Below are 19,537 nucleotides of genomic sequence, written 5' to 3'. Positions count from 1 at the left end.
GCGCTGGCGGCCGCCGCGCCGCCGCTCCGCCCGCGCCGCCGCTCCGCCCGCGCCGCCGCGCCGCCGCTCCGCCCGCGCCGCCGCTCCGCGTGCGTGCCTGAGTTGCGGCTCGGCCCCGCCGCTCGAATCGCACCGGCTGAGTTGCGCCGCCTGAGTCGCGGTTGCGCAACCCGCGGCTGTGGACAACTGCTCCGCCCCGGTGGCCACGATCAGGAGCGGACACCGCAAGGGCGGCCGCGTTCGGAGACTGGCCACGTCCGAGGGCAGCGAAAAGCCCGCCGACCCCACGCGTACGGGGATCAGCGGGCCGGAGCGAGCCGCGGCTGCACGCCGCGGCCGCGCACGTCAGCGCGGGCGCTGCTGGCGGAAGGCGCCCTTGGAGGGGCGCATGTTCTTGGGGATGGCGCCCTTCGGCATCTGCGGGCGGGCCATCAGGGCGGCGAGGCGCTTGTCGAGCGCGTTGACGTCCTTGCCCGTGAGGTTGCGCGGGAGCTTGAGCATGGTCGTGCGCAGCTTGCGGATGGAGAGCTCACCCTCCTCCTGGCCGATCACGTAGTCGTACATCGGGGCGTTGCCGATCACCTTGGACAGGCGGCGCTTCTCCTGGCCCATGAGGCCGCGGACGCGCTGGGACTGGCCCTCGCCGAGCAGGATGACGCCCGGGCGGCCGATGACGATGTGCACCATGTCGAACTGGGTGGTGGAGCTCGCCGCGGGGCGCACGCGCCAGTCGCCGCGCAGGTTCTCCATGATCGAGGCGGCGGCGCCCGGCTGGCCCTCGGCGGCGTTCATCATGGCCGCGTTGGAGCGCAGGTTGAGCACGATCAGCACGGCCAGCAGCGTGACCATGAAGCCGACCGGGATCCAGACCCAGCCCCAGCCGAGCAGCACGAAGGTGACCGTCAGCGCGACCGGGATCAGCACCGCCGCGATCACCAGCGGAACGAACCACCTGTCCTGCCGCGCCGTGAACGTGAACACCTGGCCGATCTGCTTCAGGCGCTCACCGAACGACACCTTCTCCTGGGGCTTTGCCATACCCGAAAGTGTAAGGGTCGGCGCGTCGCGCAGGCTGAGCAGGGACCTTGCCGGACGCCGGCCGTATTTCCGCAGGTCAGCGCGGTGAAACCGGGTGCTGGCCGGGTCGTGCGACGGTGCTGACGGGGCCCGCTTGTCCGCGCAGGGCGGAAGACCGGCCTTGTCCCGCTCCGGCAAGGTAGCTAGATTACCTAGCTATCAAGGGTTCTAGAGAACGGCCGGGCCGATGAACGACCTCGTCAGGCAGTACGTCCGGTCCCTGCTGGAGGCGCCGTTCGTGGCCGAGCAGGCGCGGCTCCTCCGCGCGCAGGAGCTCGCCCGGTCCGGCCGGCGCGTGGTGCAGGACAGCCGCACGTCGGCCACCGGCTGGGAGCTGCGCGACTGGCTGACCGGCGCCCTGGTCGCCCGCGGCGACGACGGCCCGGCGGGGCTGCGCGCGGCGCTCGCCGGCGCCTATCACGCCGACGACCTGTACGCGGAGGATCCGGGCGCCGATCCGGCCGCGCCGGGGCTGCCGGTGTCGCTGGGCCGGGCGATCGAGGAGTGGGTCTTCGCGCCCTCGACCCCGGACGACGACGTCGCCACCGTCGCCGGCTGGCCGGTCAGAAAGGTCCGCGAGCATCGCTGATCCGCCGGCAAAGCAGCACGGCCGATCCGCCGGCAAAGCAGCACGGCCGATCCGCCGGCAAAGCAGCACGGCCGATCCGCCGGCAAAGCAGCACGGCTGAACCGCCGGCAAAGCAGCGCGGCTGAGCGGCTGGCAAAGCAGCACGGCCGAGCTGCCAGCAAAGCAGCACGGCTGAGCCGCCGGAGAGCCAGCATCGCTGAGCCCGCTCGTCGGCGGAGCAAAAAGGGGGGAAGCAGAACGCGGGCCCAGGCAGCACCCGGACCCGCGGACAACAGCAGCGCCAGCTCAGCCCCGTGCGGCGAGCGCCTGCTGGTAGAGCCGCCCGGCCCGGTAGGACGAGCGGACCAGCGGCCCGGACATCACGCCCGCGAACCCGATCTCCTCGGCCTCCGCGCTCAGCTCCACGAACTCCTCCGGCTTCACCCAGCGCTCCACCGGGTGGTGCCGCGGCGTGGGCCGCAGGTACTGCGTGATGGTGATCAGCTCGCAGCCCGCCTCGTGCAGGTCGCGCAGGGCCTGGCTGATCTCCGCGCGCTCCTCGCCCATGCCGAGGATGAGGTTGCTCTTGGTGACCAGCCCGGCCGCGCGGGCCTGGGTGATCACGTCGAGCGAGCGCTCGTAGCGGAAGCCGGGGCGGATGCGCTTGAAGATGCGCGGGACCGTCTCGACGTTGTGCGCCAGCACCTCGGGGGCCGCGCCGAAGACCTCGGCGAGCTGCGTGGGGTCGGCGTTGAAGTCGGGGATCAGCAGCTCGACGCCGCAGCCCGGCTGGAGCTTGTGGATCTGGCGGACCGTCTCGGCGTAGAGCCAGGCGCCGCCGTCGGGCAGGTCGTCGCGGGCGACGCCGGTGACGGTCGCGTAGCGCAGGCCCATCGTGGCGACCGACTCGCCCACGCGGCGGGGCTCGTCGGCGTCGAACTCGGCCGGCTTGCCGGTGTCGATCTGGCAGAAGTCGCAGCGCCGGGTGCACTGGTCGCCGCCGATGAGGAAGGTGGCCTCGCGGTCTTCCCAGCACTCGTAGATGTTGGGACAGCCGGCCTCCTGGCAGACCGTGTGGAGGCCCTCCTTCTGGACGAGCCCGCGCATCTGCGTGTACTCCGGGCCCATCTTCGCCTTGACCTTGATCCACGGCGGCTTGCGCTCGATGGGAGTCTCGGCGTTGCGCGCCTCGATGCGCAGCATGCGGCGGCCCTCGGGAGCAATAGTCACAACCCCGAGGTTACGCCGGAAGCAAGATCAAGCGGAGCAGGGGCGACGAGGCTCACGTATCCAGATCTGTGAGGGCGGTCACGCGAACCCGGAAAATCGCGTGCCACCCCACGCACCCCGCTGTTAACTTCCTGATCACGGCATTGACGGAACCGAGTAACGCCCCGAACCCGCCGGCCGAGAGAGCCACCGCCCGCTGTGAAGGTGGCCCGGCGCCGGGGCGCGAAGACACTCCCGAGCCGCGCACGACAAAGAGGCGCCCGCGCGGGCGCGAAGGTGTGGTGGCACCGCGAGGTTCCCGCTCGCCCACACCTCCCTGGGGCCGCGTTGCAGATCCCCGAGGAGGTCACCCGTCATGCAACGCATCCTCTCCACCGAGCTGCCCGCCCACGTGGGCACCACCGTCACCGTCGCCGGCTGGGTGCATCGCCGCCGGCTGCTCAAATCGGTCGCCTTCCTGATCGTCCGCGACGCCACCGGGCTCAGCCAGGTGGTGGTCACCGACCCGGCCACCCGCGCCCGGCTCGAGCAGCTGCCCGAGGAGACCGTCGTCGAGGTGACGGCCCAGGTCACCGCGAACGCGGCGGCTCCGGCGGGGGTCGAGCTGACCACTCCGTCCGTACGGGCGATCAGCAGTGCTCCGCCCGTACCGTTGCCGTTCGAACTGCATCGCCCGGCACTCGGCGCGGGTCTCGCCACCCAGCTGGACCACGCCGCCCTGGCCCTGCGTCACCCGACCCGGACGGCGGCACTGCGCGTGGCAGCCGCCGCGTCCGCCGGGTTCCGCGCGACGCTGGAGGCCCAGCGCTTCGTCGAGATTCACACCCCCAAGATCGTGGGTACGGCCACCGAGTCCGGCGCCACCGTGTTCACGCTCGACTATTTCGGCCGCCCGGCGTACCTGGCGCAGTCACCGCAGTTCTACAAGCAGCTGATGGTCGGCGTCTTCGAACGCGTCTACGAGGTCGGGCCGGTCTTCCGCGCCGAACCGCACGACACCGCCCGCCACCTCGCCCAGTACACGTCGCTCGACGCCGAGCTGGGCTTCGTCACCGACCACCGCGACGTGATGGCGGTCCTGACCACGGTGGTGGCGGGGATGACGGCGACGGTCGCCGAACGTACGGGGATCGCGGTCCCGGCAGTGCCGTCCGAGATCCCGGCCCTGCACTTCAGCGAGGCCCTGCGCATCGCCGGCGCCCCCGAGGACGAGCCGGACCTGGCGCCGGCCCACGAGCGCGCCCTGGGGGAGTGGGCCCGCCGCGAGCACGGATCGGACTTCGTGTTCGTGACCGGCTACCCGATGGCGAAGCGCCCGTTCTACACGCACCCGCAGCCGTCGGACCCGCGCTGGAGCAACAGCTTCGACCTGCTCTTCCGCGGCCTCGAACTGGTCACCGGCGGCCAGCGCCTGCACCGGTACGAGGACTACCTCGCCGTGGCGCCGGCCCCGGAGCAGATCGCGGGCTACCTGGACGGCTTCAAGTACGGCATGCCCCCGCACGGCGGCTTCGCCATCGGCCTCGAGCGTTTCGTCGCCCGCCTGCTCGGGGCGGCGAACGTCCGCGAGGTCACCGCCTTCCCGCGCGACCTGCACCGCGTGACCCCGTAACACGGACGCACGACGGTTCGGCGGGAAGGGCGCCAGGGTGGCCCGGTTCGTGTCGGCGGCGCCCCAGCCGTCGTCGAACTGGGCCACCATCGCCAGGTGCCGCAGCGGCTCGTCGTTCGCCGCGATCACCTCACGTGTCGCCATCCCGCCGAGCTGCCGCAGGCCCGTCGACTCCGCGACGACGACACCGCCGCTCACCGGCACGGCGGAGGCCGCGCGGGCCAGGAGCGGCTCCCTCCTCAGGCGAGGACGGCGATCGTCACCACCGCGACGACGACCAGGGGAATCACCGTCATGCAGAGGAAGATCCACCAGGCCACCGGGTGGCCGAAGTTGAGGGAGACGCCGCCGCCGTCCTTGGGGACGAAGACGCGCTTGTCGCGGGGGTTGTTGTAGAGCTTCACAGCAGCGTCGGGAGGTGCTTCTCGACGACGGGGAGGACGTCGGCGACGGTGACCGGGCGGCCCAGCTCCTGCGAGAGCGACGTGACGCCGGCGTCGCGGATGCCGCAGGGGACGAAGCGGCCGAAGTTGTCGAGGTCGCAGTCGCAGTTGATGGCGAAGCCGTGCTGGGTGACGCCGCGGGCGACCCGGATGCCGATGGCGGCCACCTTGCGGTCGGGGCCGCGGTCGTCGGCGCGGACCCAGGCGCCGCTGCGGCCCTCGACCCGCTCGGCCGGCACGCCGAACTCGGCGCAGACGTCGATGAGGAGCTGCTCGATGCGCCGCACGTACGCGACCACGTCGATCGGGTCGGCCAGCTTGACGATCGGGTAGCCGACGAGCTGCCCCGGGCCGTGCCAGGTGATCTTGCCGCCGCGGTCCACGTCGACGACCGGGGTGCCGTCGAACGGGCGGTCCGCGGGCTCGGTGCGCTTGCCGGCGGTGAAGACGCTCGGGTGCTCGAGCAGCAGGATCGTGTCGGGCTGCTCGCCCGCGACGACGGCGTCGTGCAGGCGCTTCTGCTCCTCCCAGGCCTCGCGGTAGTCGACCAGGCCGGGACGGAGGACTTGCAACGTGGAGGTGCTCACGCCATCAGCCTAGACCCGGGAGCGGACGCGGCCGGTTCGTCACCCGTTGTCGCCGCCGTCCCCCGGCACGGAGACGGGGTCGATGCCCGGGCGAATCTGCCACAGCAGCACGTCCGAGACCTGGCGGCCGGGGCCGAAGAGTTCCGTCATCGTCTTGACCAGCGCCTGCCGGAAGAGCGGGCCGTCCTTGCCGGTGATCTCCTCGGGGATGAAGATCGCGTGCACCCCCCAGTACGTCAGGTCCGCGCGCACCTGCGCCCGGTCGCCGTTGTCCATCTTCGGGGCATAGTTGGTGGTCGCCGACCGCAGGAACAGCCGGTCGGTGCGGCGGGGGACCGCGCCCACCCGGCCGGTGCCGTCCGGGCCGCCCGGGCCGAGGAAGTAGCCGTCGGGGATGCCGAACTGCGCGCCGCCGCGGGCCATCGTGTAGGCCTGCCAGCGCTGGGCGTCCGCCGCGACGGCGTTGCCGAACGGCAGCGAGGTCATCACCTGCCCGTCGGCCACGTAGTCCCGCCAGGTGCCGTCGGCGATGAACCTCGGCTCCGCCGAGCGGCCCATGGTCAGGACCGGGGTCGGGACGATCGGGACCAGCGCCACGGCGAAGGCCACCGTCCACGCGACCGTGCGCAGCGGCTTGCGGGGCGCGGCCAGCAGGCGGTCGGCGAGCAGGGCCAGGAGTACGCCGAAGACGCACACGACCGCGAGGGCGAACCGGGCCGGCAGCGCGGCGTCGAAGATCGGCCAGTGCGCCAGCGGGGCGTAGAGCAGCGGGACGTCCGGATACTCCTTGCCGAACCAGTTCAGCCGGGGGCCGAGCGACAGCAGCAGGAACAGGACGCCGACGATCGTGGTCGCCCGCAGCACGGCCTTGCGGGGGCGCGGGGCGCGGCGCCACAGCAGCACCGTGCCGGCGAGGACGAGCAGCAGCAGCGGCGCACCGAAGAAGGAGGCGCCCTCGGTCTGGTTGGAGGCCAGGTCGCCGCGTCCGAAGCCCAGGGCGCCGGCCAGCGTGCGATAGGGATAGACCAGATAGCCCGCCGCGTCCTCGACGTACTTGCGCTGGTTGAAGCCGGTGCCCTGGAAGGAGCCCGGCCCGGTGAAGTGCATGTACAGCGGATAGGCGAGCAGGGCGCCCGCGAGCACGGCCGCGATGCCGGCGGCGGCGAGGGCCCGGGGCGCCGCCCGCATCGCCTCCCGGAAGGTGGCGCGCGAGCTCGCCCAGACCAGGAGGAAGACGGTGGTGGCGAGGGCGATCGAGAAGAGCATCTCGGCCGCGATCGAGAAGCCGGCGGCCATGAGCAGGCCGAGGACAATCCCGTCGAGCCACCAGCGCCGCGAGGTGCGGAGCCGGAAGACCGTCCACAGGATCGCCGGGACCAGCCAGCCGGCGGTCCAGTTGAGATGGCCGTTGGCGTGCGCGATCCAGCCCGGGGCGAACCCGCAGAACAGCGCGCCGATCAGCGCCGCGCCGCGGTGGGCGACGAGCCAGCGGCGCAGGAAGAGGTACCAGAGGAAGGCCGAGCCGGAGAGGTTGAGCGTGAGGATCGTCACGTAGGCAACCGAGGGGCCGGCCAGCGCGGTCAGTGGGGCGAAGAGCAGGGCGTACACGGTGATGGAGGTGTTCGCGGCGAGGTTGACGCCGTCCGGCGCGTTGAGCAGCGTCGTGTGGAACGGGTCGAGCCCGTGCTCCGCGATCTGCACGCCATAGCCGAGCAGCCACTCGAAGAACGCATGGTCACCGGGGTTGTAGCTCACCGCGCGCCGGGCCGGGTCGGCCCAGATGCCGGACGTGATCCAGTAACCCATGCCCAGGCAGACCAGGGCCGCGAGCACATCGCGGAGCCAGGCGCCGCGGCGCCGGGCGGGCGGCTCGGGCGATGCGGACGGTCCGGCGGCGACGTCGGGGGTGGTGAGAGCTACGGCCACGCGCAGAAGTTAGCAGTGTCGTGTGACAGCCACAGTCCTGCATCCCGTCGTTCAGACGGTTTTCGCCGGGCATCCCGCTCGATGCGCTACACGCCGGCGCCCGGTCGATCCCGGCCGGATCCGCCGATGCGCTGTCCGGCGGCGACCAATCGATCCCCGGCCCGATCCGCCGCGCTGGTCGGTGGCGCCCGGTCGGATCCGCCGATGCGCTATTCGGCGGTGACCGGGTCGATCCCCGGCCGGATCCGCCACAGCAGCACGCCACCGACCCGCTCCGGCGGGCCGAGCAGCGAGCGGGCCGTGGACTCCACCGCGGAGCGGAAGAGCATCGTGTGCGAGCCCTGGATCTCATCGGGCAGGAAGACCGCTTCGACCCCCCAGTACGCGAAGTCCGCCCGCGCCTGCTCCCGGTCGAAGTCGTCGGCGGACTTCACCATCCCGTAGAACGCGGCCTGGAAGAACGTCCAGTCGGTCTGTCGCCACTCCGCGCCGATCCGGCCGGTGCCGTCGGGGCCGCCCGGGCCGAGGAAGTAGCCGCCGGGGATGCGGAACTGGGCGCCGCCGCGGGCCATCGTGTACGCCTGCCAGCGCTGCCCGTCCGCGGTGTCCGTGGTCGCGATCGGCAGGGCGGTCATGACGCCGCCGTCGCTCACGTACTTCTTCCACAGGCCGCCGGCGATGAAGGCCGGCTCCGGCGTGCGCTCGACGGTCGTGATCGGCAGCGGGACCAGGGGCACGAGCGCCACGGCGAACGCGCACGCCCACACCGTGTGCTCGCCCACCGACGGCAGCGGCTCGGTGAGGAGCTTGTCGGCGAGCAGCGCCAGCACGATGCCCGCGACGGCGGCCACCACGAGGGCGAAGCGCGCCGGGAGAGCCGAGTCGAAGAGCGGCAGGTGCATCAGGGCCGCGTACGGAAGCTTGACGGTGGTCAGCTGCCCGCCCGCCTTGAGCCCGGGGCCGAGCGAGAGCACGAAGAAGACCAGGCCCACGGCCGCCACCGCGGTCAGGGTGGCGCGCCGGCCCGGTGCCGCGGCCCGCCACAGCGTGACGAGGCCCACGACCATCAGGACCATCAGGGGTACGCCCAGGTAGGACGTCTCCTCGGTGGGGTTCGGCGCGAGGTCGCTGCCGAGGCCCAGCCACGCGGCCACCGAGCGGGTCGGATAGCCGAACCAGGCCGCCACGTCCTCGGCGTAGTGATACTGGTTGAAGCCCGTCCCCGTGAAGGTCCGGGGCCCGCCGAAGTGCATGTAGAGCGGATAGGCGAGCAGCGCGCCCGCCACGGCGGCGGCGACGCCGAGACCGGCCAGGACCGTGCCCACGGCCTCGCGTGCCTCGCCGCGCGTGGCCGGCAGCAGCGACCAGACCACGACGAAGACCCCGCTGGCCAGCGCCACGAAGAAGAGTCCCTCGGCGGCGATGGAGAAGCCGATCGCGAGGAGTACGCCGAGGATCGCCCCGTGCCGCAGCCAGCGCCGCGGCTCGCGCAGCCGGAGCACCCACCACAGCACCACCGGCGCGATCCAGCCGGCCGTCCAGTTGAGATGGCCGTTGGCGTGCGAGACGAAGCCGGGCGCGAAGCCGATGAACAGCCCGCCGAGAGCCGCCGGCACGACCTTGCCGACCAGCCAGCGGCGCAGGAACAGGTACCAGGCGAAGGCCGACCCGGCGAGGTTGAGCGTCAGGATCGTCGCGAAGCTGACCTGCGGGCCCGCCAGGAACGTCAGCGGCGAGAACAGCGTCGTGTAGACGGTGATCGACGTGTTCGCGGCCAGGTTGACGCCCTGGGGAGCGTTCATCATCCACGTGTAGAACGGGTCCGCGCCGTGGCTGAGCGTGTACACGCCGTAGCCCAGCAGCCACTCGAAGAACGCCTGGTCGCCCTTGTTCTCCGTGAGGACCCGGCCGTGCGGGTCGCGCCAGAGCCCACTGATCACGTACGCCGCCAGGGCGAGCGCGATCAGCGCGACGATCAGGTGCGGGCGCCAGGCACGGAGGCGCTCGCCACGGCCGGACGGGACCGCCGGCGGGTCGGCGGGCTCGGGGGGAGCGGCTTCGACGACGGACACGAGCCGGACGTTAGCAAGAAACCGGGGCGGCCTGGGAATTGTGCCCGTCAAGTGGTGGCGTGGGCCGGCCCGCCCGGCGCCCGCTCAACCCGTCCGATGATGGCGCTGACCGGCTCGCCCGCCCGACCCGTCAGCTGATGCCGGGACCCGGCTCGCCCGGCGCCCGCCTGGCTCGTCAGCTGATGCCGGGACCCGGCTCGTCCGCCGCCCGCCCGACTCGCCAGCTGATGCCGGGACCGGCTCGTCCGGCGCCCGCCCGGCTCGTCCGCCGCCCACCCTGCTTGTCGCGTGGTGGCCGTGGCCAACTCGTGCGGCATCGCTCGGGTGGCGGCGGGGTCGTCCGGTGCAGCTCGGGGGGCGGCCGGGTCGTGCGGTGTCGCTCGGGTGGTGGCGGCGGCCGGCTCGCGTGTCGCCCGCTCGGCTGGTCAGGTGGTGGCGTGGGCGGGCTGGCCCACGGCCGCGCGCAGGGCCGGCTCGAGGGTCGGGTGGGCGAAGGTGAACCCGGCTCGGGACAGTACCCCGGGCAGCACCCGTTGGCTGCGCAGCGCCTCGCCGGCGAACTCGCCCAGCGCCACGTGCAGCGCGAACCCAGGGACCTGGAGCAGCGCCGGGCGGTGCAGAACCTTGCCGAGCACCTTGGTGAAGGTGGCATTGGTCACCGGCTCCGGGCCGACCAGGTTGACCGGGCCGGAGAGGTCGTCGCGGGCGAGCAGGAACTCGGTGGCGTCCAGCCAGTCGGACAGCGCGATCCACGGCACCCACTGACCGCCGCCGCCGAGCTTGGCGCCCCCGCCCAGGCGGAAGAGCGGCATCTGCGGTTTCAGCAGCCCGCCCTCGGCGTCCAGCGGCAGCCCGGTGCGCAGCAGCGCCACCCTCACGCCCGCGTCCTCGGCGGGCCGGGCGGCAGCCTCCCAGACCCGGCACACGTCCGACAGGAAGCCCGTGCCGGCCGGCGCCTCCTCGGTGACCTCCCGGTCGCCGGTGTCCCCGTACCACCCGACGGCGGACGACTGCAGCAGCACCCGCGGCCGGTCCTCGGCGGGCAGCTTGCGGATGCCGCTCGCGATCGTCCCGGCGCTGTCGACCCGGCTGCTGCGGATGAGACTCTTGTAGCCCGCCGTCCACCGCTTGTCGCCCACCCCGGCGCCGGCCAGATTGATCACGGCGTCCGCGGCCACGAGCAGCGCCGGGTCGAGCTGCCCGGCCGACGGCTGCCAGGTCGCCTCGTCGTCGCCCACGGCGGCCCGCCGGACCAGCCGGACGACGTCGTGACCGTTCGCGCGCAGCCGCTCGGTGAGGCGCGTGCCCAAGAACCCGCTGCCGCCCGCCAGAAGAATCCGCATGAACATCATTCTTCCCGAGAACCCCGACCCGTAAAAGCAAAGTGCCGCCCGCCCCCCACAGAGAGACGAGCAGCACTTCACCCCCGCCGAAAGGCGACCGCACATCACGCCCACCAAGACGCGACCGGCACATCACGCCCACCGAGGGCGAGCGAAACATCACGCCCGCCGAGGGCGAGCGAAACATCACGCCCGCCGAGACATCAGCGGCACGTCACCCCCGCCAAAGGGCGGACGGCTCTTTCACATCCCCACCAACCCAGGGGCGCCAGCCCCGGTCCCACGTCGGATCCCGCCCGTCGAGGACTTGGGCGCCCGGGAGCGGTGAAGCGGTTTTCTTCGCCGCTCCCGGGCGCCCAAGTCCTCGGCTGTCAGGGGCGGGATCCCCGCCGAGCCGAAGGCGAGGCCATCAACTCAGCGAGGCCATATACTCAGCCATCAACTCAATCCGAGGTCGCCCTCGAAGTGGCCGGCCTCGAGGCGGTCCTTGACGGTCACCAGGAAGCGGGCGGCGTCGGCGCCGTCCACGATCCGGTGGTCGTAGCTGAGGGCCAGGTAGACCATCGAGCGCGGGACGATCAGCTCGCCCAGGTTGGGGTCGTCGACGACCACGGCGCGCTTGACGACGGCGCCGGTGCCGAGGATGCCGACCTGCGGCTGGTTGATGATCGGGGTGTCGAAGAGCGCGCCGCGACTGCCCGTGTTGGTCAGCGTGAACGTGCCGCCCGAGATCTCGTCCGGGCTGATCTTGTTGCTGCGGGTGCGCTCCGCGACGTCCGCGATGCGCCGGGCCAGGCCGGCCAGGTTGAGGTCGCCGGCGTCCTTGATGACCGGGACGATCAGGCCCTTGGGCGTGTCCACCGCCATGCCGAGGTGCTCGGCGTCGTGGTAGGTGACCGTGCCGGCCTCCTGGTCGATCGACGAGTTGACGACCGGGTGCTGGCGCAGCGCCTCGACGGCGGCCAGCGCGAAGAACGGCAGGAAGGACAGCTTGACGCCGTTCTTCGCCAGGAAGTCCGCCTTGGCCTTGTTGCGCAGCGCGGCGATCTTCGTGACGTCGACCTCGACGACCGTGGTGAGCTGCGCGGAGATCTGCAGCGACTCGACCATGCGCCGGGCGATGGTGGCCCGGGTGCGGGTGAGCTTCTCCGTGCGGCCGCGCAGCGGGCTCGCCTCGGGCTTGGGCGTGGCCTTGGCCGGGGCGGCGGCCGGGGCCTGCTGAGCCGCCGGGGCCGGAGCGGCGGCGGCCGCCTTGGCCGCCGCGGCCTTGTCGGCCGCCTCGATGACGTCCTGCTTGCGGATGCGGCCGCCGACGCCGGTGCCGGTGATCGACGCCAGGTCGACGCCCTTCTCGGCGGCGAGCTTGCGCACCAGCGGCGTCACGTAGCCGGTGTCGCCGGCGCCGTTGCTGCGCACGGTCTCGGCCGACGGGGCCGCGGCCTGCGCCGGGGCGGGCTCGGCGTGGGCCTGGGCGGCCGCCGGGTCCTTGGCGGTCTCGGCCTCGGGGGCCGGGTCCGCGTAGGAGCTGCCGGCCTCGAAGGACGGGGCCGGCTTCGACTCGATGGTCGGCTTGGGCGCCTGCTGCGGCGCGGGCTTGGGGGCCTCCGCCTGCTTCGGGGCCTCGGCCTGCGGGGCCGGCTGCTGCGGGGCCGGGGCCGCCGCGGGCGCCGCACCGGCCGCGCCGATGATCGCGAGCTCCGCGCCGACGTCCGCGGTCTCGTCCTCCTGGACCTTGATCTCCAGGACCGTGCCGGCGACCGGCGACGGGATCTCGGTGTCGACCTTGTCGGTGGAGACCTCGAGCAGCGGCTCGTCGACCTCGACCGTCTCGCCGACCTGCTTGAGCCAGCGGGTGACGGTGCCCTCGGTGACGCTCTCGCCCAGCGCGGGCATCTTCACCGCGGTGCCCTCGCCGCCGCCGGTGGGCGCGCCGGTCTGGGGGGCCGGGGCCTCCTCCTCGACCGGCTTGTCCACCGACGGGGTGTTCAGCGCGGCGGGCTCCGGGTCGGGCTGCTGCTCGGGCTCGGCGGCCTGCTGCTGGGCGGGCGCCGGCGCGGAGCTGCCCGCGTCCTCGCCGTCGCCCGCGATGACGGCGAGCTCGCTGCCGACATCGGCAGTCTCGTCCTCACCGACGACGATGCGCGAGAGGATGCCCGTGGCGGGCGAGGGGATCTCGGTGTCCACCTTGTCGGTGGAGACCTCGAGCAGCGGCTCGTCCGCCTCGACCCGCTCGCCCTCCTGCTTGAGCCAGCGGGTGACGGTGCCCTCGGTGACGCTCTCGCCCAGCCGCGGCATGGTGACCGATGTCGGCATTTTCTTCGAACTCCTTAACCGCTTGTAAGCGTGTTCTCGATCAGCTGTGGGCGTGCAGGGGCTTGCCCGCGAGCGCCAGGAAGGCCTCGCCGAGCGCCTCGTTCTGCGTCGGGTGGGCGTGGACCAGCTGGGCGACCTCCGCCGGGAAGGCCTCCCAGTTGTAGATCAGCTGCGCCTCGCCGACGAGCTCGCCCATCCGCGCGCCGACCATGTGCACGCCGACGACCGGGCCGTCCTTCTCCCGGACGAGCTTGACGAAGCCCTGGGTCTTGAGGATCTGGCTCTTGCCGTTGCCGCCCAGGTTGTAGTTGTAGGTCTCGACGTTGTCCGCGCCGAACTTCTCCTTGGCCTTGGCCTCGGTGATGCCGACCGAGGCGACCTCGGGGTCGGAGTAGGTCACGCGCGGGATGCCGGCCTCGTCGATCACGGCCGGGTTGAGGCCCGCGATCTCCTCGGCGACGAAGATGCCCTGCGCGAAACCACGGTGGGCCAGCTGCAGGCCGGGGACGATGTCGCCGACCGCGTAGATGTTGCCGACGCCGGTGCGCAGCCGCTCGTCGGTGATGACGAAGCCGCGGTCGATCGTGACGCCCTGCTCCTCGTAGCCCAGGTTGGCCGTCGTCGGGCCGCGGCCCACCGCGACGAGCAGGATCTCGGCCTCGACGGTCTCGCCGCCGGCGATCGTGGCCCGCACGCCGTTCTCGGTGTGCTCGACCTTCTCGAACGGCTTGCCGACCTTGAAGTTGATCTTCCGCTTGCGGAACGCGCGCTCGACCGCCTTCGAGATCTCCTCGTCCTCGGCGGCCACGAGCCGGGGCAGCGCCTCCAGGATCGTCACGTCGGCGCCGAACGACTTCCACACGCTGGCGAACTCGACGCCGATGACGCCGCCGCCCAGCACGATCGCCGAGCTCGGCACCCGGTCCAGCTTGAGCGCGTGCTCGCTGGTGATCACGCGGGTGCCGTCGACCTCGAGGCCCGGCAGCGTCCGCGAGTAGGAGCCGGTCGCCAGGATGACGTTGCGGCCGGTGTAGCGCTGACCGTCCACCTCGACCGTGTCCTGCGACACGAGCTTGCCGGCGCCCTGCACCACGGTGATCTTGTCCTGCTTGAGCAGGCCCTGCAGGCCCTTGTAGAGGCGGCCGACCACGCCGTCCTTGTAGGCGTTGACCCCGGCCATGTCGATGCCGACCAGGTCCGCCTTGACGCCGAACTGCTCGCTCTCGCGGGTCTGGTCGGCCAGCTCCGCGGCGTGCAGCAGCGCCTTCGTCGGGATGCACCCGCGGTGCAGGCAGGTGCCGCCCAGCTCCGCCTTGTCGATCAGCGCCACGTTCAGACCCAGCTCGGCCGCGCGCAGGGCGGCCGCGTAGCCGCCACTGCCGGCGCCGAGGATCACGATGTCGAAGGTTCCGCCAGGCTGGCTCACGTCTACTCCCAGATCGCGTCGTTGCCTCATGGGTCACATGATGGAAACGGTCACAGCTGTCCTGGCCATCTTGTCACTTGAGGATGCGCTCAGTGCAGTCAGGTGCCCCACGACACGGGTGGTGGGACGTACCCTTGCGGCAGCCGACCCCGCTTCCGCGGACAGAACGAAGGAGTTGCCCGTGGCCTGGTTCCGGCGGCGCAGGCAGCCGTCCCGCCCGGGCGGCCGCACGGTCGATCGCGCCGACCTCGAGCACCTGGCGGAGTTCGTGCGCTCGCGCCGGGGCGTCGAGGCCTTCATCGAGCCCGAGACCACGGTGACCGAGACCACCATCCTCCTCATCGCCCACGACGGCGAGTGGACCCGCCGCCGCATCGGGTCGCCCGACGCGGCCCGCCGCTTCGCCCACGAGCTGGCGATGCCGGTCTACGACATCCGGCTCATGGGCTACCCCCAGCGCATGCGCGACTTCAACGCCCGCCAGAAGCGCCGCCCCGCCTGAGCGCGCCGCCGCCGGGTGCCGCGAGGCGCCGTCGGATGAGCCGTCCCGCCTGAGCGCGACGCCGCGGGGTGCCGCGAGGCGCCGTCGGATGAGTCGGCCCGCCTGAGCGCGACGCCGCGGGGTGCCGCGAGGCGCCGTCGGATGAGCCGGCCCGCCTGATCAGTGTGCTGGGTCGGCGGCGGCGGCGGGGCCCGTTCGCGGCACAAAGAGTCGCTGGAGGAGCGCAACCACCGACCCGGGCGGCGGCAGCGTACGCGGGCCGGGACGGCAGCGCCCGGCGCTGCACACCACGGCCGCCCCGGGATTTGCGGCGCGCCCCGGCACGCGTATTTGCCAAAGAAGCGGCACCGCCCGGAAAGCCGGACGGTGCCGCGATGAGCAAGCGGGCACTCAGCCGTTCTGCTCGATGTCCTCGATGAGCGCGAGGAAGGTGCGCACCGGCACGCCCGTGCCGCCCTTCGACCAGTAACCGGTCGGCTCGCCGGTGTGGTAGGCCGGGCCCGCGACGTCGATGTGCGCCCACTGCACGCCCTCGGCCACGAACTCGCGCAGGAAGACGCCGCCCTGCAGCATGTGCCCGGCGCGGTCCATGGACGAGTTGACCTGGCTGATGTCGGCGATGTCCGACTCCATGCCCTTGCGCACGTCCTCGGGCAGCGGCATCGGCCACGCGGGCTCGCCCACGCTGTCGCCGGCGACCTTGACGCGCTCGATGGTCTCCGGGGTGCCCATGACGCCGGCGATGCGCTTGCCGAGCGCGACGACCTGGCCGCCGGTGAGCGTCGAGGTCTCGAAGATGTAGTCGGTGCCGTCCTCGCAGGCGCGCGCGATGGCGTCGGCCAGCACCATGCGGCCCTCGGCGTCGGTGTTGAGGACCTCGACGCGCTTGCCGTTGTACATGGTGATGACGTCGCCGGGGCGGTAGGCGGTGCCGGACGGCATGTTCTCGGCCATGGCCAGGTAGCCGCTGACGGCCACGCCGGGCTTGAGCGCGGCGACGGCGAGCATCGCGGCGCCCACGGCGGCGGCGCCGGCCATGTCGGACTTCATCTCCCACATGCCGGCGGTCGGCTTGATGCTCAGGCCGCCGGTGTCGAAGGTGATGCCCTTGCCGACCAGCGCGACCCGCTTCGGGTTGGCGACGCCGGCGGGCGTGTAGCTGAGCTTGACCAGCCGGGGCGGCGCCTCGGAGCCCTGGCCGACCGCGACGATGCCGCCGTAGCCCCCGGCCTTGAGCGCGTCGAAGTCGAGGACCTCGACCTCCAGGCCGGTGCCCTCGGCCGCGGCGGACACGGCGTCGGCGAACGACGGCGGGCGCAGCTCGTTGGGCACGGTGTTGACCCAGTCGCGGCTGAGGCGCACGACCCGGGCCACGATCTCGGCGCGGGTGACCTCGGCGAGCGCGGCCTCGTCGGCGGCGTCGGCGACGGTCACCGTGACGCTGCGCACCGGGTCGCGGCGGGCCGGCTGGGGCTTGGTCTTGTAACCCGCGAACTTGTACGACCCCAGCAGCGCACCCTCGAGGATCGCGCGCAGCACCCCGGGCGCGTCGGCGTCGTCGGGCACCGGCAGGGCCAGCGCGACCGACTCGCTGCCGGCCAGCGCGCGCACCGCGGCACCGGTCGCGCGGCGCAGGGTCTCGGTGCCCGGGGCGGACCCGGAGGGCTCGTCGCCCAGGCCGACGGCGACGATGAGCGGGGCGGCGACCGTGCCCAGCGTGGCGAGCTTGGTCACCTCGCCGGGGGCGCCGGTCGCGCCGAGCAGCGCCAGCGTGGCGGTGAGCTTGCCGTCGAACGCGGCGGCGATGCTCTCGGCGCCGGCCGCGGGCAGCAGCGTGCCCGCCTCCTCCGGCTGGCTGTGCAGCCCGATGACGAGGGCGTCGACAGTCAGCTCGGCGGGGTCGCCGTCGGCAAGGCGCAAAGTGGGGGCGGGGTGGGTCACTCGGGCTCTCCGCGGTCACTGGGCCGGAGCTGTCTCGTGGGACGCCCCGGTGGCGTGGTGCGTCCGGCACGGGTCGCGCCGGACGCAGGTGGTGTCCCGCCGATGCTAACCACATGCAAGGTCACGGGTAAGTTGCCACTCATGTCCACAGACCTGCTCCGTTCCCCCCTGCACGAGCGCCACAGCGCTCTGGGAGCCAAGTTCGCGGCCTTCGGCGGCTGGGAGATGCCCCTGGAGTACGCGGGCGGCGGCGTCCTGCGCGAGCACGCGTCGGTTCGCGAGGCCGCCGGTGTGTTCGACGTCTCCCACCTCGGCAAGGCGCGGGTCACCGGCCCGGGCGCGGCGGAGTTCGTCAACGCCTGCCTCACCAACGACCTGGGCCGCATCGAGCCGGGCCAGGCGCAGTACACGCTGTGCTGCGACGACGCCTCGGGCGGCGTGGTGGACGACCTCATCGCCTACCTGATCGGGCCCGGCGAGGTCTTCCTCATCCCCAACGCCGCCAACACGGCAGAAGTCGTGCGCCGGCTGCAGGCGGCGGCGCCTTCCGCTGTGCAGATCACGAACGAGCACCGGGATCACGCCGTCCTCGCGGTCCAGGGGCCCCGGTCACCGGAGATCGTCAAGGCGCTGGGCCTGCCGGTCGAGCACGGTTACATGTCGTTCTCGCCGGCCGTTCTCGACGGCGTCGACCTGATCGTCTGCCGCACCGGTTACACGGGTGAGGTTGGCTACGAGCTGGTCGTGCCGGCCGGTGACGCGGTCCGGGTGTGGGACGCGCTGGTTGCCGCGGGCGTCCAGCCGTGCGGCCTGGGCGCGCGCGACACCTTGCGTACGGAGATGGGCTACCCCCTGCACGGCCAGGAGCTCTCCCTCGACATCACGCCGGTCCAGGCCCGCTCGGGATGGGCGGTCGGCTGGTCCAAGCCGGCGTTCTGGGGTCGCGACGCCCTGCTGGCCGAGAAGGCGGCGGGGCCCCGGCGCACCCTGCGCGGCCTGGAGCTCACCGGTCGCGGGGTGCCGCGCGGGCACATGCAGGTCTTCGCCGGCGGCTCGCTGGTGGGCGAGACGACCAGCGGCACGTTCTCGCCGACGAAGAAGGTCGGCATCGCGCTGGCCCTGCTCGACACGGCCGCGTCGCTGAAGGAGGGCGACGAGGTCGAGATCGAGGTGCGCGGCCGCCGGCTGCCCGCCAGGGTCGTCAAGCCGCCGTTCGTGCAGACCTCCGTGAAATAGCATTTTTCTGAAATATCAGGCTTCGATCGGCTTACCGTGCGGTCATGCCCGTCCGCCGCATCGCCGCCGTCGCCCTTGCCGCCGCCCTCGTGGGAGCGGCCCTGCCCGCCCCGGCGCTCGCCGACATCCAGCCGCGCACGTTCACGCTGCGCGTGGTGGCCGGCACGGGCGCCGCGGGCGCGGTGGTGCCCGGTCCGGCCCGGCAGTCGCCGCTCAACGGCCCGCGGGGCGTGGCGGCCGATCCGGACGGCAACGTCTATGTGACCGGCGCGGACTGCCGGGTCGCCAAGATCACGGCCGCCGGCGCCATCAGCGTCATCGCCGGCACGACCTGCGGCGCCGGGCTGCCCGCGGCGGGCCCGGCGGCGAGTGCCGTGCTGGGTGACCTGCGTGGCGTCGCGTGGTCCGGCGGCAACCTGTACGTCGCCGATCATCAGAATGCCGCCATTTACCGGATCGACGCGGCGGGGCAGCTCTCCGTCTTCGCGGGGACCGGGGTCGCGGGCGTGATGACGAACGGGGCGGCCACCGCGAGCAAGCTTTCCCAGCCGCGGCAGCTGACCGTGGCGAACGGCACGCTCTACGTCGGCGACGAGGGCAACCACCAGGTCGGCGCGATCGACCTGGGCACCGGGCAGCTGACGATCGTCGCCGGCAACGGCACCTGGGGCGATGCGGCGAACGGGCAGAGTGCCGTGGCCGCGACGTTCCGCCGGCCGACCGGGGTGGCCGTGGACCCCTCCGGCGTCCTCTACCTCTCCGACGTCGAGATCGGCATCATCTACAAGATCGTCGGCGGGGTCGTGCAGCGGGTGAAGACCGCGATCTCCGCCGAGGCGCTCGCCTTCGACACCGACGGCGGCCTCTACACCGCGAACGGCTACGGCTCGCTGCAGTGGGTCGGCACCACCGCGGCGAGCCTCGGCCAGGCGCCGGTGGTGGCGGGCGACTACGGGAGCGGGGCCGTGACCGAGGGGCCCGCCCTGAGCTCGCACACCCCGGGCGCGATCGACCTCGCGTTCGGGCCGGGCCGCACCCTCTACGTCGTGCTGAGCGGCACCAACCAGGTCGTCGCGCTCGGCTCGCAGTCGGCGCCCGCCGCGCCCGCCGCACCCACGGCCACGGGCGGCGTCGGCAAGGCCACGGTCACCTGGTCGGCACCCGCGGACGGCGGGTCGCCCGTCACGTCGTACACGGCCCAGGCCTACCAGGGCGGCGTGGCGGTCCCGGGCGCTGTCTGCTCCGGCACCGCCGTGACCTG

14 protein-coding genes and 1 pseudogene are annotated in these 19,537 nt (G+C 72.8%); 5 read left to right on the top strand and 10 right to left on the bottom strand.

The window, feature by feature from the left end:
- Positions 1-345: 345 nt before the first annotated feature.
- Positions 346-1,038: a DUF4191 domain-containing protein gene (locus RBH18_RS35970; protein ID WP_306214965.1), complete on the bottom strand. Its 693-nt coding sequence runs from the start codon at positions 1,036-1,038 to the stop codon at positions 346-348.
- 226 nt (positions 1,039-1,264) lie between these two features.
- On the opposite strand from RBH18_RS35970, the gene RBH18_RS35965 reads away from it, so the two are divergent.
- A complete protein-coding gene (locus RBH18_RS35965; RefSeq protein ID WP_306214964.1) occupies positions 1,265-1,666 on the top strand; it encodes a hypothetical protein in 402 nt (133 codons plus the stop codon).
- 285 nt (positions 1,667-1,951) lie between these two features.
- Here the strand turns inward: RBH18_RS35965 and lipA are convergent, their stop codons facing one another.
- The gene (gene lipA / locus RBH18_RS35960) at positions 1,952-2,848 is read right to left on the bottom strand and encodes a lipoyl synthase (protein WP_306214966.1); all 897 of its coding nucleotides are present in this window, start codon (positions 2,846-2,848) and stop codon (positions 1,952-1,954) included.
- A gap of 382 nt (positions 2,849-3,230) precedes the next feature.
- Between lipA and aspS the strand changes: the two genes are divergently transcribed.
- Positions 3,231-4,487 carry an aspartate--tRNA(Asn) ligase gene (aspS, locus tag RBH18_RS35955; RefSeq protein WP_306214963.1) on the top strand — a complete coding sequence of 419 codons (1,257 nt, stop codon included), beginning with the start codon at positions 3,231-3,233 and terminating at the stop codon, positions 4,485-4,487.
- Between the two features lie 239 nt (positions 4,488-4,726).
- On the opposite strand, the gene RBH18_RS35950 is transcribed toward aspS, so the two are convergent.
- The 7 genes from RBH18_RS35950 to lpdA all read right to left on the bottom strand — a co-directional run bounded on the left by RBH18_RS35950 (position 4,727) and on the right by lpdA (position 14,627).
- Complete coding sequence (locus RBH18_RS35950; RefSeq protein ID WP_306214962.1) at positions 4,727-4,891, bottom strand: peptide ABC transporter substrate-binding protein; 165 nt, start codon at positions 4,889-4,891, stop codon at positions 4,727-4,729.
- A complete protein-coding gene (lipB, locus tag RBH18_RS35945) occupies positions 4,888-5,517 on the bottom strand; it encodes a lipoyl(octanoyl) transferase LipB (protein WP_306214961.1) in 630 nt (209 codons plus the stop codon). The genes RBH18_RS35950 and lipB overlap by 4 nt, the downstream gene beginning before the upstream one ends.
- A gap of 39 nt (positions 5,518-5,556) precedes the next feature.
- Positions 5,557-7,443, bottom strand: a complete 1,887-nt coding sequence (locus RBH18_RS35940; protein WP_306214960.1) for a DUF2079 domain-containing protein — start codon at positions 7,441-7,443, stop codon at positions 5,557-5,559.
- 209 nt (positions 7,444-7,652) lie between these two features.
- A complete protein-coding gene (locus RBH18_RS35935) occupies positions 7,653-9,515 on the bottom strand; it encodes a glycosyltransferase family protein (protein WP_306214959.1) in 1,863 nt (620 codons plus the stop codon).
- 425 nt (positions 9,516-9,940) lie between these two features.
- Positions 9,941-10,858 carry a TIGR01777 family oxidoreductase gene (locus tag RBH18_RS35930; protein ID WP_306214958.1) on the bottom strand — a complete coding sequence of 306 codons (918 nt, stop codon included), beginning with the start codon at positions 10,856-10,858 and terminating at the stop codon, positions 9,941-9,943.
- Positions 10,859-11,296: 438 nt separating this feature from the next.
- Complete coding sequence (sucB, locus tag RBH18_RS35925; protein WP_306214957.1) at positions 11,297-13,171, bottom strand: 2-oxoglutarate dehydrogenase, E2 component, dihydrolipoamide succinyltransferase; 1,875 nt, start codon at positions 13,169-13,171, stop codon at positions 11,297-11,299.
- A 40-nt stretch (positions 13,172-13,211) separates the two neighbouring features.
- Complete coding sequence (gene lpdA, locus RBH18_RS35920) at positions 13,212-14,627, bottom strand: dihydrolipoyl dehydrogenase (RefSeq protein WP_306214956.1); 1,416 nt, start codon at positions 14,625-14,627, stop codon at positions 13,212-13,214.
- 151 nt (positions 14,628-14,778) lie between these two features.
- On the opposite strand from lpdA, the gene RBH18_RS35915 reads away from it, so the two are divergent.
- A complete protein-coding gene (locus RBH18_RS35915; RefSeq protein WP_306214955.1) occupies positions 14,779-15,099 on the top strand; it encodes a hypothetical protein in 321 nt (106 codons plus the stop codon).
- 390 nt (positions 15,100-15,489) lie between these two features.
- Here RBH18_RS35915 and RBH18_RS35910 read toward each other — a convergent pair whose 3' ends face one another.
- Positions 15,490-17,040 (bottom strand): leucyl aminopeptidase, encoded by a 1,551-nt coding sequence (locus RBH18_RS35910; protein ID WP_306214954.1) that lies wholly within the window; start codon positions 17,038-17,040, stop codon positions 15,490-15,492.
- Between the two features lie 141 nt (positions 17,041-17,181).
- Between RBH18_RS35910 and gcvT the strand changes: the two genes are divergently transcribed.
- Both gcvT and RBH18_RS35900 read left to right on the top strand, forming a co-directional pair.
- The gene (gcvT, locus tag RBH18_RS35905) at positions 17,182-18,276 is read left to right on the top strand and encodes a glycine cleavage system aminomethyltransferase GcvT (protein ID WP_306214953.1); all 1,095 of its coding nucleotides are present in this window, start codon (positions 17,182-17,184) and stop codon (positions 18,274-18,276) included.
- Between the two features lie 44 nt (positions 18,277-18,320).
- Positions 18,321-19,537, top strand: a pseudogene (locus RBH18_RS35900) (hypothetical protein); the annotation flags it as partial.

Source organism: Actinoplanes oryzae, from assembly GCF_030757795.1.
Lineage (GTDB): Bacteria > Actinomycetota > Actinomycetes > Mycobacteriales > Micromonosporaceae > Actinoplanes.
This window is presented reverse-complemented; position numbering and strand designations above follow the sequence as displayed.